Source organism: Burkholderia ambifaria AMMD (genome assembly GCF_000203915.1).
GTDB classification, from domain to species: Bacteria; Pseudomonadota; Gammaproteobacteria; order Burkholderiales; family Burkholderiaceae; genus Burkholderia; species Burkholderia ambifaria.
In genome coordinates this window covers 1,253,215-1,267,081 of record NC_008390.1, presented here as the reverse complement: position 1 = coordinate 1,267,081, position 13,867 = coordinate 1,253,215, and the positions used below count along the sequence as shown (strand labels likewise).

16 protein-coding genes are annotated in these 13,867 nt (G+C 71.1%); 2 read left to right on the top strand and 14 right to left on the bottom strand.

Features of this window, described 5'->3' with window-relative positions; translation table 11 throughout:
- Positions 1–52: 52 nt before the first annotated feature.
- The gene (locus BAMB_RS05875) at positions 53–247 is read right to left on the bottom strand and encodes a hypothetical protein (protein ID WP_011656487.1); all 195 of its coding nucleotides are present in this window, start codon (positions 245–247) and stop codon (positions 53–55) included.
- Positions 248–604: 357 nt separating this feature from the next.
- A complete protein-coding gene (locus tag BAMB_RS05870) occupies positions 605–1,234 on the bottom strand; it encodes a glutathione S-transferase family protein (protein WP_011656486.1) in 630 nt (209 codons plus the stop codon).
- A gap of 183 nt (positions 1,235–1,417) precedes the next feature.
- Here BAMB_RS05870 and phaZ point away from each other — a divergent pair, with 183 nt between their 5' ends.
- A complete protein-coding gene (gene phaZ / locus BAMB_RS05865; RefSeq protein WP_011656485.1) occupies positions 1,418–2,641 on the top strand; it encodes a polyhydroxyalkanoate depolymerase in 1,224 nt (407 codons plus the stop codon).
- Here the strand turns inward: phaZ and BAMB_RS05860 are convergent.
- The 11 genes from BAMB_RS05860 to madL form a co-directional block, all read right to left on the bottom strand.
- On the bottom strand, positions 2,628–3,296 hold the full coding sequence (locus BAMB_RS05860; RefSeq protein WP_041491338.1) for a phosphoribosyltransferase: 669 nt from the start codon (positions 3,294–3,296) through the stop codon (positions 2,628–2,630). The two genes, phaZ and BAMB_RS05860, sit on opposite strands and share 14 nt — an antisense overlap.
- 180 nt (positions 3,297–3,476) lie before the next feature.
- Entirely contained in the window at positions 3,477–3,998 is a 522-nt protein-coding gene (locus BAMB_RS05855) for a phospholipase D-like domain-containing protein (protein ID WP_006755998.1), read from the bottom strand.
- Positions 3,999–4,147: 149 nt separating this feature from the next.
- Positions 4,148–5,080, bottom strand: coding sequence for an acyltransferase domain-containing protein (locus BAMB_RS05850; protein ID WP_011656483.1), 933 nt, complete (start codon positions 5,078–5,080; stop codon positions 4,148–4,150).
- Positions 5,077–5,943, bottom strand: a complete 867-nt coding sequence (mdcB, locus tag BAMB_RS05845; RefSeq protein ID WP_011656482.1) for a triphosphoribosyl-dephospho-CoA synthase MdcB — start codon at positions 5,941–5,943, stop codon at positions 5,077–5,079. Before mdcB ends, BAMB_RS05850 begins: the two co-directional genes overlap by 4 nt.
- Positions 5,940–6,608: a malonate decarboxylase holo-[acyl-carrier-protein] synthase gene (gene mdcG, locus BAMB_RS05840; RefSeq protein WP_011656481.1), complete on the bottom strand. Its 669-nt coding sequence runs from the start codon at positions 6,606–6,608 to the stop codon at positions 5,940–5,942. The genes mdcB and mdcG overlap by 4 nt, the downstream gene beginning before the upstream one ends.
- A complete protein-coding gene (gene mdcE / locus BAMB_RS05835; protein ID WP_011656480.1) occupies positions 6,595–7,302 on the bottom strand; it encodes a biotin-independent malonate decarboxylase subunit gamma in 708 nt (235 codons plus the stop codon). Before mdcE ends, mdcG begins: the two co-directional genes overlap by 14 nt.
- Positions 7,289–8,224: a biotin-independent malonate decarboxylase subunit beta gene (locus BAMB_RS05830; protein WP_011656479.1), complete on the bottom strand. Its 936-nt coding sequence runs from the start codon at positions 8,222–8,224 to the stop codon at positions 7,289–7,291. The genes mdcE and BAMB_RS05830 overlap by 14 nt, the downstream gene beginning before the upstream one ends.
- Positions 8,221–8,535, bottom strand: coding sequence for a malonate decarboxylase acyl carrier protein (gene mdcC / locus BAMB_RS05825; protein ID WP_006754569.1), 315 nt, complete (start codon positions 8,533–8,535; stop codon positions 8,221–8,223). Before mdcC ends, BAMB_RS05830 begins: the two co-directional genes overlap by 4 nt.
- Before the next feature lie 10 nt (positions 8,536–8,545).
- A complete protein-coding gene (gene mdcA / locus BAMB_RS05820) occupies positions 8,546–10,192 on the bottom strand; it encodes a malonate decarboxylase subunit alpha (protein ID WP_011656478.1) in 1,647 nt (548 codons plus the stop codon).
- A gap of 179 nt (positions 10,193–10,371) precedes the next feature.
- Entirely contained in the window at positions 10,372–11,139 is a 768-nt protein-coding gene (gene madM, locus BAMB_RS05815) for a malonate transporter subunit MadM (protein ID WP_011656477.1), read from the bottom strand.
- 11 nt (positions 11,140–11,150) lie between these two features.
- Positions 11,151–11,546 (bottom strand): malonate transporter subunit MadL, encoded by a 396-nt coding sequence (gene madL / locus BAMB_RS05810; RefSeq protein WP_006754566.1) that lies wholly within the window; start codon positions 11,544–11,546, stop codon positions 11,151–11,153.
- Between the two features lie 332 nt (positions 11,547–11,878).
- On the opposite strand from madL, the gene BAMB_RS05805 reads away from it, so the two are divergent.
- Positions 11,879–12,727 carry a LysR substrate-binding domain-containing protein gene (locus BAMB_RS05805; protein WP_011656476.1) on the top strand — a complete coding sequence of 283 codons (849 nt, stop codon included), beginning with the start codon at positions 11,879–11,881 and terminating at the stop codon, positions 12,725–12,727.
- A gap of 7 nt (positions 12,728–12,734) precedes the next feature.
- Here the strand turns inward: BAMB_RS05805 and BAMB_RS05800 are convergent, their stop codons facing one another.
- Entirely contained in the window at positions 12,735–13,652 is a 918-nt protein-coding gene (locus BAMB_RS05800; RefSeq protein ID WP_011656475.1) for a 3-hydroxyacyl-CoA dehydrogenase NAD-binding domain-containing protein, read from the bottom strand.
- Positions 13,653–13,867 lie beyond the last annotated feature (215 nt).

Sequence of the window (13,867 nt, the reverse complement as noted above, 5' to 3'; positions counted from 1 at the left end):
ACCGGCGCTTGCGCCGGCCGGGCTTTTTTTCGTCTGTCCGGTGCACGGACGTTCATGCGTGCGCTTCGCCGTTGCGGGAGAAGATCAGTGCGCGCGAACGCGACATGGCAGCCTGCGCGCCGCGCGCGGCGACGATCATGCCGACCTGGCCGAGATTGAAGTCGCGCTCGACCATCAGCTGCGTCAGCGCGGCAAGCGGCAACACGACGGACGGGTGGTACAGGCTCGATTCGATCAGGGCTCTCATCTTCGGCTCCATCAGGCAATGCGTATTCGATGGAGTGGATTCTAGGGACCGGGTGCATCCGGATAAATGGCACGAATGCGAAGTCACTTGTCAGCGGCCGAGAACAATCGGCCGGGCCTTTGCCGGCGCGGCCGAGCGGGTGCAGAGGGGTGACCGGGGGACCGTAAAACAGACGCACGCGCCGTGGTTTTTGCGTCCGCTGCGCCGAACGGCCGGGGAAAAACGGGCGGCCTGGCAGTCGACGACGCCCGGGGCGAGCCGCGCCGGACGCCGGCCCGGGTCCCGATGCAGCCCCACGCACGCCGGTCGCGCCCCGCCCCCTCGATCCGCCGCCGCCCGCCGCGAGCGACGCCGGCTTCAGTGGAGCGGCGTCTCGACGAACGCCGGCAGCAATTCCGCACGCGCCGAATGCGCGGCGAGCGCCGGATAACGGGCCGGATCGATCCGCGCGAGCGCCGGGTAATCGGCGGTCATGAACTGCGTGAAACGCCATGCGACGGCGACGGTCACGTCCGACTGCAGCAGGCGCGCGCCGCCGAGCCAGCCGTTCGCGGCCGCGACCACCGGCTCGAGTTCGCCGTATGCGGCCTCGAGTTGGCTCAGCACGCGCTCGAGCCACGGCGCGTGCTGCTTGTCGGCCGGCCGCAGCGCCTGCTCGTACACGACCTGCACCGTCTTCTCGGCCGCCGCCAGCGCGAAACCGACCGGCACGAGCGCGCGCAGCCGCGCGTCGGCGGCGTCGGGCAGCAGGCGCCGCTCCGGCGCGACGCGATGGTCGAGGTAGTCGACGATCAGCGACGAATCGATCAGCGTCGTGCCGTCGTCGGTCACGAGCGTCGGTGCCTTCACGACCGGGCTGAACGTCCGGAACCGGTCGAAGTGGCGGAACACCGACACCGACTCGTGTTCGAACGGCAGGTCGAGCAGCCTCGCCGATATGGCGACACGGCGCACGAACGGGGAATCCAGCATGCCGATCAGCTTCATTGCAACGCTCCGCTTGAGGGGAATGGGAGCGACGACTGTAGCAGCGCCGTGCGCCGCCGCCTAGCGCGACGCATGCCCGCTGCATGCTTGATCCACGTCACCCGGTGACGATTTTTTCGACACCCGCTGTGCGGCCGGAGTGACCATAATGCAGATTCACGCCCCTTCCGCGCCAGGTTTGCCATGTGGTACGCCGTCGTCGAGCAGCAGCGGGAATGGATGCGCGCGTGGCGCGAAGCGACGCGTCACGCGTTCGACGTGTGGCCCGCCGAGACGCTGCCGCACGCCGCGTCGTCGTGTTATGACGACCTGTTCGAGCCGCTGCTCGGGCCGGCCGTGGGGCCGCCGCGCTTCGAGATCCGGCGGCCGGCCGTCGACGAGCGGATCGTCGCGCACACGCCGTTCTGCCAGTTGAGGCGCTTCGCGCGCGACGACACCCGACGCACGATGCTGCTGTGCGCGCCGCTCGCCGGTCACGCGGCCGTGGTGATGCGGGAGACCGTCGAGGCGCTGCTCGCGGACGGCGACGTGTGCGTGACCGACTGGGTCAATGCGCGCGACGTGCCGCTCGCGGCCGGCCGCTTCGGGCTCGACGAATACGTGGCGACGCTCGACGGCTTCGTCGACGCGCTCGCCCGCGACGCCCGGCCGCTGCATGTCGTCGCCGTGTGCCAGGCCACCGTGCCCGCGCTCGGCGCGCTCGCGCTGCGCGCCGCGCGCGGCCTCGCGCCGCCCGCGAGCGTCACGCTGATCGGCGGGCCGCTCGACGCGCGCATCAACCCGAGCTCACTCGGCACGACCGCCGCGTCGCGTTCGCTCACGTGGTGCCGCCGCCATCTGATCGACATCGTGCCGCCCTGCTTCCCCGGCCGCGGCCGGCATGTGTTCCCGACCTATCTCCAGCAAGGCGAAATCGCGCTGCTGTATCCGCAACGCTTGCTGACGCTGATCGAGGAGTACGCGCGCGCCGCGTCGCGCTTCGACCTGACGGCGCTGGCGGACGCGCGGCGCGCGCTGCGCGAGTACACGGCGCTGCTCGACATGCCGGCCGAATACTTCCTCGATACCGTCGATGTCGTGTTCCAGCGAATGTGTTTGCCGAACGGCACGTGGGACGTCGGCGGCCGGCGCGTCGAGCCGGCCGCGCTGCGCGGCGTTTTGCTGCTGACGGTGGAAGGCCGTTGCGACGCCGTCACCGGCGCCGGCCAGACGCATGCGGCACTCGACATGTGCGGCGGCCTAGCGGCCGGCGAGCGCCATCGTGTCGATATCGACGATTGCGATCACTACGGGCTGTTCACGGGCGACCGCTGGCGCGGCGACGTTCATCCGGCGCTGCAGCGGGTGTTCGCGCAGGCGGAAGCCGCTCGCCCGGCAGCGCGCCGGCGCCGGGTCAGACGGACGTGATGTCGTCGTCCTGCGCGCGGGACGCCTCGAGCAGCGCACGCACCTCGTCGTCCCCGGTCTGGTCGAAACGCGCGTAGAACTGGCTGATCCCGAAGAACAGGTACGGCTGCGACACCGTCACGAACGCGTCGGCCAGACCGTCGAACACGTGCCGCGCGCCCGCCGGCGCAACCGGTGCGGCGGCCACGATGCGCGCGGGATGGCGCTCGCGCAGCGCCTGCAGCGCGACGCGCATCGATGCGCCGGTCGCGACGCCGTCGTCGACGACGATCGCGATGCGGCCGTCGACCGGCAGCGGCGACCGGCCGCCGCGATACAGCGCGTCGCGGCGCTCCAGTTCGACGGTTTCGCGCGCGATCACGTCGGCCAGCTGGCCATCGGTCACGCCCATCGCGCGAATCGCCGCGTGTTGCAGGTGGATCACCCCGCCGGTCGCGATCGCGCCGATCGCGAATTCGGGATCGGACGGCATGCCGAGCTTGCGCACGATCAGCACGTCGAGCGGCGCGTGCAGCGCCAGCGCGACCTGGTATGCCACCGGCACGCCGCCGCGCGGCAGCGCGAGCACGACGACGTCGCGACGCCCCGCATAGTCGTGCAGCGCGTCCGCAAGCCGGCGACCCGCGTCGGCGCGATCGGCAAAACACTCGGTCACGATCGGCTCCCTGCGTGGCGCCGCATGCGCGAGACCCGCGCCGGCGCCTGTCCAACGAGCATGGTTCATCGGACGCGCCGATGCAAGCGGGGTCACACCGGCGTGGAATGCGTGCGGATTGCGGTTTGGGGGTGGCCGCGCGGAAAGAGACGGTGGAGTTCGCCCGGGCGGGCTCGCTGGTCAGAGGCCGCCGGCCTGCCGGTACAGCCGCCAGAACGACTGCGCGTACGACTGCGCAAGCTCCGGCGCGCGCTGGAACACGTTCACCGTTTCCGCCCGCGCGGCGGCGTCGTCGGACAGCGTCGTCAGCGCGACGCTGTCGTCGACGATCACGAAGCGCGGCGCCGGATCGCCTTGGCGCGAGTCGATCGCGACGTCGATGCCGGCCGATTTCAGATAGCCTGCGCCGCTGTACTTGCCGGCACGCGACGAACGCACCAGCACGACCCGCACTTCGATCCCGCGCGAGCGCGCCGTACGCAGCGCGGCGGCGACCGCGGGCGGCACATACGCGTAGCCGGCCAGCAGCACGCGGCGCTGCGCTTGCCCAATCAGGTCGACGGTCGCGTCGGCCGCCGCATTGTCATACGAAAAGTACGTGCCGACCGACGCGGCGTCGGACGGAATCGGGCTGGCGTGGGCGCTCGCCGCGCAGCCGAGCGCGGCGAGGAGGAAGGCGGCTGGTCTCATGGCGGGCGCCATTGTAGCGACGCCAATTCGCGTGGCAAGCACCTGCTGAAACGGTGCTGCGCCGGCGCAACACACGCCGCGGAATGGCCCTCGAACCGAACGGTTTCCGAATCGATGCGCCGCGATGCCGGGGCGCTTGTGGGGCGCTTGCGCGCCGCCGGTCAGCCGGCCGCGACGCGCGCGAGCCAGCTCGCGATACCGTCGACGGAACGGAAATCCGCGACGCTGCGCGCCGGCAGCGCCGGATACGCGCCGCCCGCCATCTCGGTCAGCGCGCGACCGGGGCCGAGTTCGAGAAACGCGGTCGCGCCGGCCTCGACGCACGCGGCCAGGCAGGCCGCCCACTCGACCGGCTCCGCGATCTGCCGCGCGAGCTTGTCGAGCCCCGCGCCAACATCGAGCACCGACGCGCCGTCGATCCCCGAAAACAGTCGCGTGCCGGGCGGCGGCCGGTGCACGTTCACGGCGGCCAGCGACGCGCGAAACGCGGGGACCGCCAACACGAGTCGCCGCGTGTGCGATGCGATCCGCACGCACACGGGCGCCACGCGCAGCGCCCCATCGCGGGCGGCGTCGTCGGCCACCGCGGCGACGTCGGCCTGCCGCCCGGCCACCACGAACGCGTCGCCGGGATTGGCGATCGCGATCGCGGCATCGCGTCCGTCGCACAGCCGCGCGAGCTGCGCGCGCGTCAGCCCGCGCACGAACGCCATCCGTTCATCGCCGCCGCTCGCGGCGTCCATGGCGCGGGCGCGTGCATCGGCAAGATCCAGCGCGTCGTGCGGATCGATCATCCCCGCGACGCTCCACGACGCGACTTCGCCGACGCTGTATCCCGCGACACAGCGACGCCGCGGCCACACCGTATCGAGCAACGCGGCCGCCGCGAGCGCCTGCAGCGTGCAGAGAAGCTGCGCTGCGCGGTTCTCGTGCAGCGCGTCCGGTTCGGCGTGCCGCACCCAGTTGCGCGGATCGTCGCCGAGGAGCCGGCCGGCGTGCGCGAACAGCGCATCGGCCTGCGGCACCGCGCCAGTCAGCTCGAACATGTCCGCGCGCTGCGCGCCTTGCCCCGAACAGAGGATCGCCAGCGTCATCGCGCCTCCTCGACCGCTTCGAGCGCATCGACGAACACGCTCATCGCCAGCAGGTCGGCCGCGCCGCCCGGGCTCAGCCGGCGGGCAACGAACGCGCGGTGCGCGGCCGCCGCGCGCAAGCGCCAGTCGCGGGCGCGTATGCCGCCGCGGGCGACGAACGCGCGTGCCGTGGCTCGCGCGAACTCGAGGCCGGCCTGGCCGCCCCGGTGCAGCAGATTCGTATCGTCGAGCGCGGCGATCAGCGCGAAGCACGCGTCGACACGCGCGGCTTCCGGATCGCCCGGGACACTGCGTCGCGCGCGGCGCAGGGCCGGCAACCCGACGCCGTACACGGTCGCGAACCCGTCGGCCGCCTCGCGACGCGCGCCGCCGACGCCGTAACGGCGGCTCGCGCGCTCGCCATGACTATCGGGCAGCCGCGGGCCGCCGAGGATGTCGGGGCCCCAGCGCTGCGCGACGAACGCGCCGAGCGTCATCGCGCATGCCGCGGTGCCAGGCACCGTGCGGCGGCCGGCGGCCGCGCACAGCAGCCCGAGCCCGAAGATCGCGCCGCGATGCGTGTTGACGCCGCCGGTCGCGGCGAGCATCGCGTGCTCCGCGCGCAGCCCGATCTTGCGCAGCACGGCCATGTCCGCGTCGCGCGCGCCGGCTTCGGCGAGCTCCGCGAAATACGGCCGCAGCACAGCCGCGCTGCGAGCGAACGTCGCGGCGTCCATGTCCGCATGGCTGCCGGTGTCGACGTGACTGACGAGCCCCGGTTTCGGATACGTGTCGATTTCGAGCACGAGGCTGTGCTCGGCCAGTGCGGCGATGCGCTCGGCGTCGGACGGCGCCGTTGCGCGGCGAGCGGCTCCGGCACTCATCGCGCGCCTCCCGTGAATGCATCGGCAGACATCAATTCGACGGCGATCGCCGTCTTGACCGCGACTTCAGGCAGCCGCGCATGCAATTCGCGCCAGTTCACGCCAGCGCCGTCGTCGCGCAGCAGTTCGCCGTCGATGCGCATCGGCGCGCGCGCATCGAGCGCCGCCAGGCCGTCGAGCAACGCGGCGAGCGACGCGGCGGCCGGCAGCGGAAACACGATATCGAGATCGGAGGACGCGCTCAGGTAGCACTCGCCCGTCAGCGCCTGCCACGCGAGGCTGCCGAACACGCGGCCCGGCACGCCGCAGCGCGCGCCGAGCGCGTCCAGCTCGCGCAATGTCGCGTGCCATGCATCGGGCGCGACGGCGAGCACGTCGGCCAGCGCAGGCAGCGGGCCGACCGCCGCCACCGCGTCGGCGGCGACGCTCAGCGCGATGCGCCGCTTGCCCGCGGAAGGCGGCAGCGGCAAGCCGAGCGGAATGCGACCCGCGTCGGCCTCGTCGGGCGACGCGCGGCGCACGATCAGCGGCCGGCCGTGCGCGGCCCACGCCTGCACGAGCGGATCTGCGGCCAGCGCGGGATCGCGCGCGCATGCCGCGCGCCACCCGGCCGCCGTCAGCGTGACGAGCGTGTGGCGGCGCAGCGGTGTGTCAGCGTGCGGCACGCGCGAGTGCCTCGACGCGTCGCGCGACGTCGGCCGCGACCGGCCGGCCGCGCGCCGCACGACCGTCGCCGCGATCGGCCGGCCTGCCGAGCCATTCACCGACCTGCGCGTCGAGCGCGCGGCCCGGATCGAGCACGGCGTCGACGGCGCCCATCTTCACGAGATTGTCGAGCCCCGGCGCGAACACCGGCGTCGCGCGCGCCATCTCCTTCAGCACGTCGATCGGCAGCTTCGTCACGCGCGACATCGACGGCAGGTCCATCACCTCCGGCTCGGCGCCCGGCACCGCGAGCAGCGTACGCGTCGCGAGCGCGGTCGCGATGAACGCACCCGCGGCCGTATGGCCGTACAGCACGCCGATCGTGCGGTGCCCGGCGAGCTCCGCCTGCATCAGGCATTTCGCGAGATGCGACAGCCCTTCGTTCAGGCCGAGCAGTTCGTCGCGCTTGCTCATCCGCTGGCTGTCGCTGTCGACGAGCACGAGAATCGGCGTGTCGCCGCCGCGCTCGATCGTGTCGAGCACGTGCGACGCGAGCGTCAGCGCTTCGTCGATGCCGAACGGCAAGCGCTCGGAAACGCCAATCACGTCGACGCGCGTGCCGGTCAGCAGCGCGTGGCCCGTCAGCAGGCCGCCGCTGCGCGTAATCGAATGGCCTTTGGGAAACAGCGAGGTCAGGACTTCATCGAGCGTCATGCTGCGGCTCCTGCAGTTGGTCGGCGAGCTTCGCGAATTCGTCGTCGGGCATCCCGGGGATCGCTTCCGGCGTGTCCGCGCCGAGCGCGCGCCACACATCCAGAGCGTCCTTGCAGCCACCAAACCGTTCGACGCGGGCTTCGAGACGCGCCTGCTCCGCGCGCAGCATCGCCACGTCGAATGTCGGCGCACGCTCGAGCAGCGCGAGCGCCGCCGCGCGAAACGCGTCGGGCGTGTCGGCCACGTAACGATCCGCGCCGCCGATCAGCCGCCGATGCTTGCCGCCCATCGTGCGCCAGATCAGCGCGCGATCCTTCGCGTCGAACTCCTCGACACCGCGATTGGTCTCGATCACCTCGGGGCCCGACACGCTGATGCGCCCCTGCTCGGACACCGCGAGCGCCGAGCAGCACGCGGCGAGCAGCCCACCGCCGCCGTAGCAGCCGGAGCGCCCGCCGATCAGTCCGATCACCGGCACGCCGGCTGCACGCGCGTCGACGAGCGCCCGCATGATCTCGGCGATCGCGAGCTCGCCCGCGTTCGCTTCCTGCAGCCGCACGCCGCCCGTATCGAACAGGATCAGCACCGGCGTGCCGAGTTCGCGCGCCGCCCGCAGCAGCCCGGTGAGCTTCGCGCCGTGCACTTCGCCGAACGCGCCGCCCATGAAGCGGCCTTCCTGCGCGGCGACGAACACCGGCTTGCCGTCGAGCCGGCCGTGGCCGACCACCATCCCGTCGTCGAACTGCTGCGGCAGGTCGAACAGCGGCAGGTGCGGGCTCGTCACGCGTTCGCCCGGCCCGAGAAATTCCGTGAAGCTGCCCGCGTCGAGCAGCCCGTCGACGCGCTGGCGCGCCGACGCTTCGTACCAGCTCGCGCCGTTCGCGACGAACGCGGGCGTGTCATGGATCATGTCGGTCGTCATGCGTCCCCCTCGATCGCGCGCACGGCCTGCGCGAGCCGCAACGACACCATGTCGGGCCGCGCGCCGCCGTCGTTGATCGACAGCTTCAGGCCGCCCGGCGCGCGCCGTTCGACGAAGTCCGACACGACGGCCTGCCACACCGCGCCGAAACCGACCGCCGCGGTGCGGATGTCGATCTCGCATTCATTGCCCGGCAGCACGCGCTCGACGAGCACCTCCAGATTGCCGGACGCGACCACGCCGACGAGCGCCGTGGCCCGTTCGCCCTGCGCGCGCTCGCGCGCGGTGAAGCGGTAGTTCAACTGTTCCATGCCCTCTTCCTCACCAGTTGCGGAACCGGGCCGGCGGCGCATAGAGGCCGCCCGACCAATGCACGAGATCCTTGATCGAACGCGCGGCGAGCCAGCGGCGGTCGGCGTCGAGCGGATCGATGCCGAGATCCTCCGGACGCCGGATCACGCCGCGCTCGCGCAGCCGCTCGACCATCCTGCGGTCGCGGCCGCGGCCGACCTCGGTATACCCGGCCACGCCGCGGATCGCGTGCTCGCGCTCATCCTTGTCGCGGCACATCAGCAGGTTCGCGATCCCTTCCTCGGTGACGATGTGCGTGACGTCGTCGCCGTAGACCATGATCGGCGCGAGGTCGAGCTGCAGCTTGTCGGCGAGCTTCAGCGCGTCGAGCTTCTCGACGAACATCGGCACGTTCTTGTCGCCGAACGTCTCGCCGATCTGCACGACCAGCTTGCGGCCGCGCCTGAGCGCCGCCGGCGTGTCGGGATCGGCTTGCGCGCCGGCCTTCAGCCACGGCTCGCTCGGATGACGCCGGCCGCGCGCGTCGCTGCCCATGTTCGGCGCGCCGCCGAAGCCGGCGATCCGCTCGGCCGTGACCGTCGACGAATGGCCCGCCAGGTCGATCTGCAGCGTCGAGCCGATGAACATGTCGCACGCATAGAGGCCCGCGGTCTGGCAGAACGCGCGGTTCGAGCGCAGCGACCCGTCGGGGCCCGTGAACCACACGTCGGAGCGCGCGCGGATGTAGTCGTCCATCCCCACTTCGGAACCGAAGCAGTGAATCTGCTCGACCCAGCCCGACTCGATCGCGGGGATCAGCGTCGGGTGCGGATTGAGCGCCCAGTGCGTGCAGACCTTGCCCTTGAGCCCGAGCTTCGCGCCGTAGGTGGGCAGAAGCAGCTCGATCGCGGCCGTGTTGAAGCCGATCCCGTGGTTCAGGCGCTTGATCCCGTACGGTTCGTAGATGCCCTTGATCGCGAGCATCGCGGTCAGGATCTGCGTTTCGGTGATCGCGGCCGGGTCGCGCGTGAACAGCGGCTCGACGTAGAACGGCCGGCCGGCCTCGACGACGAAATGCACGCGGTCGCCGGGAATGTCGACGCGCGGCACCTTGTCGACGATGCGGTCGACCTGCGCGATCACGATGCCGTCCTTGAACGCGGTGGCCTCGACGACGGTCGGCGTGTCTTCCGTGTTCGGGCCGGTGTACAGGTTGCCGTCGCGATCGGCGCTGACCGCCGCGATCAGCGCGACCTGCGGCGTGAGATCGATGAAGTAGCGAGCGAACAGCTCGAGATACGTGTGCACCGCGCCGAGCGCGATCTTGCCGCCGAACAGCAGCTTCGCGATCCGCTGCGACTGCGGGCCCGAATACGCGAAGTCGAGACGCTTCGCGATCCCGCGCTCGAACACGTCGAGATGCTCGGGCAGCACGACGCCCGACTGCACCATGTGCAGGTCGTGGATCTTCGCGCTGTCGACGTCGGCGAGCGCCGTCGCGAGCAGGTCGGCCTGTTTCTGGTTGTCGCCTTCGAGGCAAACGCGGTCGCCGGGCCGCAGCACCGCTTCGAGCAACGCGACGGTGTCGCGCGCATCGACCCGCTTGCCCTGCACGTACGCCGCGCCGGCCGCGAGGCGTGCGTCGCGCGCTTGCCGCGCGTGATTCCATCCCGTCATGAACAGTTCTCCCGCTTCGATGGTCCAGCGGCATTCTAAGCCTGGCGCCGCCGTCGATTGATGATGTTGAAGAATGCGACTCAGAGGGCGCCGCGATGGATTCGGCGCGGCGGAAACCGCACACACCGGCCGCACGCGCGGGCCGCCCGAGCGCGGGCCGCCCGAATCGTCAGCGGCGGCTATGCGCCGACCAGCGCGCGCGTCGTGAAGAACAGCAGCGACGGGCCGAGCAGGCAGCCGACGCCCGTATGGAACGTCGCGACCAGCGCGCCATACGGCACGAGCCGGCGGTCGGTCGCGGCGAGGCCCGCGCTCACGCCGCTCACGGTGCCGGCGAGGCCCCCGAAGATCATCGCGGAGCGCGGCGTCTTCAGGCCCATGAAGTTGGCCGCGACCGGCGTGCCGACCATCACGATGATCGCCTTGACCAGCCCAGTCGCGATGCTGAGCGCGATCACGTCGGAGCTCGCGCCGATCGCCGCGCCCGTGACGGGCCCCACGATGTAGGTGACGGCGCCCGCGCCGATCGTCGTCATGCTGACCGCATCGGTGTAGCCGAACGCGCGCGCGATGCTCGCGCCGACGATGAACGGCAGCACGGTGCCGAGCAGCAGCGACACCACGCCGACGAGGCCGGCCTTGCGCGCCTCGGTCGGCTGCACTTCGAACGCGGTCGCGACGATCGCGAAATCGCGCAGCATCGCGCCGCCCATCAGGCCGACACCGGCGAACAGCCGCACGTCGGCGAGCCCCTTCTCGCCGCCGGTGAACGCGCCGCCGACATAGGCGAGCACGAGGCCGATCACGATCGCGATCGCGGAGCCGTGTACGCGGCCGTACGTGAGCTTGCGCGACGCGATCGACGACAGCCACATGATCAGGCCGACCAGCGCGAACGACGCGACGAGCCCGTTGTGGGCGACGGTTTTTTCGAGCATCTGCAACATGGCGGCCTCCTTCACTGTTCTTCGAATTGCGGCACGCCCGCGAAGGCCGTGTCGTCGCGCCCGGTGCGCACGAGTACCGCGATGCAGCATGCGCAGATCCCGACCGCGCCGACGGCGGCCAGCAGCGCGACCGGCCCGCCCTTCAGCGCGGCGACGACGTTCTGGTTCGCGGCCATCGCGACGACGACCGGGATGTACATCGCGCCCCAGAAACCGACGCCCGCCTCGGTCTCCTTCGGCAGCCAGCCGCGCCGGTGCAGCCACAGGCGCAGGCAGATCAGCAGCAGCATCGCGATGCCGACGCCGCCGACGTTGGTCTTCACGCCGATCGCGGCGCCCAGCAGGTCGCCGAGGAACAGCCCGGCCAGATGGCAGAACGCCAGCAGCGCGGTTCCGTAGATGATCATGAGTCGTCTCCAGTCTCTTCGTGACGGGCGCCTGACGCGTGCGGAAGCCAGGGCCGCACGCCGGTCCCGGGCGCGGACAGTCTGTCTCCTGCGGCGGGGCGCCGCGACCCGGCGGCTCGTCGTGCGAGCGCGTTCTCGGGCGGTCGATGGGATGATGCGGTTTCGGGCCGGACGCCGGATGGCTTAGACTGACCGATGGAGCTGGCGGCGCGACACGGGCTACGCGTCCGATGTGCCCCTTTGCATGGGCCGCACCAGCGCGTGATCCGATACTAGCGCCGCAAAATCCGGCCATTTATGAAGTTGTCGAAACCGATTCAGTGGATTTAGCAATGCGTCCCTTACCGCCCGAGTTGCTGCGCAGCTTCGTCGCCGTCGCCCAGTCCGGCAGTTTCACCGCCGCGTCCGAGCGCGTGAGCCTGTCGCAGTCGACCGTCAGCCAGCATATCCGCCGCCTCGAGGAGCTGCTCGACCGGCCGCTGTTCGAGCGCGACACGCGCAACGTGCACCTGTCGCAGCACGGCGACGCGCTGTTCCGCTACGCGGTGCGCATTCTCGAACTGATGGACGAGGCCGTCACGTCGGTGTGCGGCCCGCCGCTGTCGGGCAAGGTGCGGCTCGCGATGTCGGAGGATTTCGCGAGCGCGCACCTGACGGCCGCGCTCGCGAGCTTCGTGCAGCGCAATCCGGATGTCGAGCTCGCGATCTCGACGGGGCTGTCGGGCGACCTGTTCGATGCGCTCGACGAAGGCCGCCACGATCTGGTGTTCGCGAAGCGCGTCGCCGGCAGCCGGCGCGGCCGCGTGATCCGCAGCGAACCGCTGTACTGGTGCACCGGCCCCGATTCGCGGATCACCGGCCATGAGGCCGTGCTGCCGCTCGCGCTGCACCCGGAGCCGAGCGTGTCGCGCCGCCGCGTACTCGAGTCGCTCGAGGCGGTCGGCCGCCCTTACCGGATCGCCGTCGTGAGCAGCAGCATCGCGGTGCTGCGCGCGGCCGCGAGCGCGGGGCTCGGCGTCAGCGCGTTCGCCGGCTACGTGATTCCGGCCGGGCTCGCCCGGCTCGACGCAGGGTTGCCCGAACTCGGCGAACTCGAATATGTGATCGACCGGCCCGCTGCTGCATCACGCTCGACGCTCGCGCTCGAGGCGACGCTGATCACGGCGGCCGCCGAACTGTAGCGAGCGCTCAGGGCAGGAAGCTGCGCCGCCGCGCGTCGATCAGCTCGACGAGCAGCCGGTCGCGCTCGGCCGCCAGTTCCTGCATCGAACGCTCGCCCTGGATCGCGCGCAGTTCGTCGTTCAGCTTGCGATCGACGGCCGGATCGAACGACGGCGTGCCGAGGTCGTCCCACCACGTCGTGATCGGCCCCGACAGGTGTTCGAGGAAGTGCGCGATCCCGCCCGCGCCGCCGCCGAGGTGATAGGTCAGGCACTGCCCCATCAGCCCCCAGCGCAAGCCCGGCCCCCACGCGACGGCCTTGTCCGCATCGGCGACGCTCACCACGCCTTCGCCGACCAGGTGATACACCTCGCGAAACAGCGCGGCGGCGAGCCGGTTCGCAACGTGGCCGGTCATTTCCTTGTTGAGCACGATGGTCTGCTTGCCGAGCGCGTCGTAGAACGCCTTCACGCGCGCGATCACGGCCGGGTCGGTCGCGTCGCCGCCGACCAGCTCGACGAGCGGAATCAGGTGCGGCGGGTTGAACGGATGCGCGATCAGGCAGCGTTCCGGATGCTTGTCGCACGCGGTCTGGATCTCCGACATCTTCAGGCCCGACGAACTCGACGCGATCGGCACGCGCGCCGGCAGCACGTCGTCCATCTGCCGGTACAACGCGCGCTTCAGGTCGAGCCGTTCGGGGCCGTTCTCCTGCACGAAATCGACGCCGCCGAGCGCGCGCACGAGATCCGCGTCGAACGACAGCCGCGCGGAAAGCTCGGCGGCGCGTTCGCCGAGAAACCCGGCGAGTGCGTCGCGCAGCCGCGCGTCGGCCTGCGGCGCGGGATCGGTCGCGACGACGTCGAAGCCCTGCGACAGATAGAAAGCCGCCCAGCTCGCGCCGATCACGCCGGCACCAACGATCGCGATGCGTTGAATGTCCATGTCCGTCCCGTCTCCGTGGTCTGTGGATAGCGCGACGATTGTCGCATCGATTCGCATCGCCACGTATTGATGCCGGTTGCAATTTCCCTCTTGAAAACCGCCGCGGCGACCTCTAATTACCCGTTGCCAGGCAGTGCCCATCACGCGCACTGCCCCCGTTTCGACTCAGCGGAAAACCGCGCATCGCACACGCCGTCGGCGTCGCGTCGTCGCGT

Coding starts and splice junctions, on each gene's coding strand:
- phaZ (WP_011656485.1), top strand. CDS start 1,418: ATGTGGTACGCCGTCGTCGAGCAGCAGCGGGAATGGATGCGCGCGTGG.
- BAMB_RS05800 (WP_011656475.1), bottom strand. CDS start 13,652: ATGGACATTCAACGCATCGCGATCGTTGGTGCCGGCGTGATCGGCGCG.
- mdcC (WP_006754569.1), bottom strand. CDS start 8,535: ATGGAACAGTTGAACTACCGCTTCACCGCGCGCGAGCGCGCGCAGGGC.
- mdcB (WP_011656482.1), bottom strand. CDS start 5,943: ATGAGTGCCGGAGCCGCTCGCCGCGCAACGGCGCCGTCCGACGCCGAG.
- mdcA (WP_011656478.1), bottom strand. CDS start 10,192: ATGACGGGATGGAATCACGCGCGGCAAGCGCGCGACGCACGCCTCGCG.
- BAMB_RS05805 (WP_011656476.1), top strand. CDS start 11,879: ATGCGTCCCTTACCGCCCGAGTTGCTGCGCAGCTTCGTCGCCGTCGCC.
- madM (WP_011656477.1), bottom strand. CDS start 11,139: ATGTTGCAGATGCTCGAAAAAACCGTCGCCCACAACGGGCTCGTCGCG.
- BAMB_RS05855 (WP_006755998.1), bottom strand. CDS start 3,998: ATGGCGCCCGCCATGAGACCAGCCGCCTTCCTCCTCGCCGCGCTCGGC.
- BAMB_RS05830 (WP_011656479.1), bottom strand. CDS start 8,224: ATGACGACCGACATGATCCATGACACGCCCGCGTTCGTCGCGAACGGC.
- BAMB_RS05875 (WP_011656487.1), bottom strand. CDS start 247: ATGAGAGCCCTGATCGAATCGAGCCTGTACCACCCGTCCGTCGTGTTG.
- mdcE (WP_011656480.1), bottom strand. CDS start 7,302: ATGACGCTCGATGAAGTCCTGACCTCGCTGTTTCCCAAAGGCCATTCG.
- BAMB_RS05850 (WP_011656483.1), bottom strand. CDS start 5,080: ATGACGCTGGCGATCCTCTGTTCGGGGCAAGGCGCGCAGCGCGCGGAC.
- madL (WP_006754566.1), bottom strand. CDS start 11,546: ATGATCATCTACGGAACCGCGCTGCTGGCGTTCTGCCATCTGGCCGGG.
- BAMB_RS05870 (WP_011656486.1), bottom strand. CDS start 1,234: ATGAAGCTGATCGGCATGCTGGATTCCCCGTTCGTGCGCCGTGTCGCC.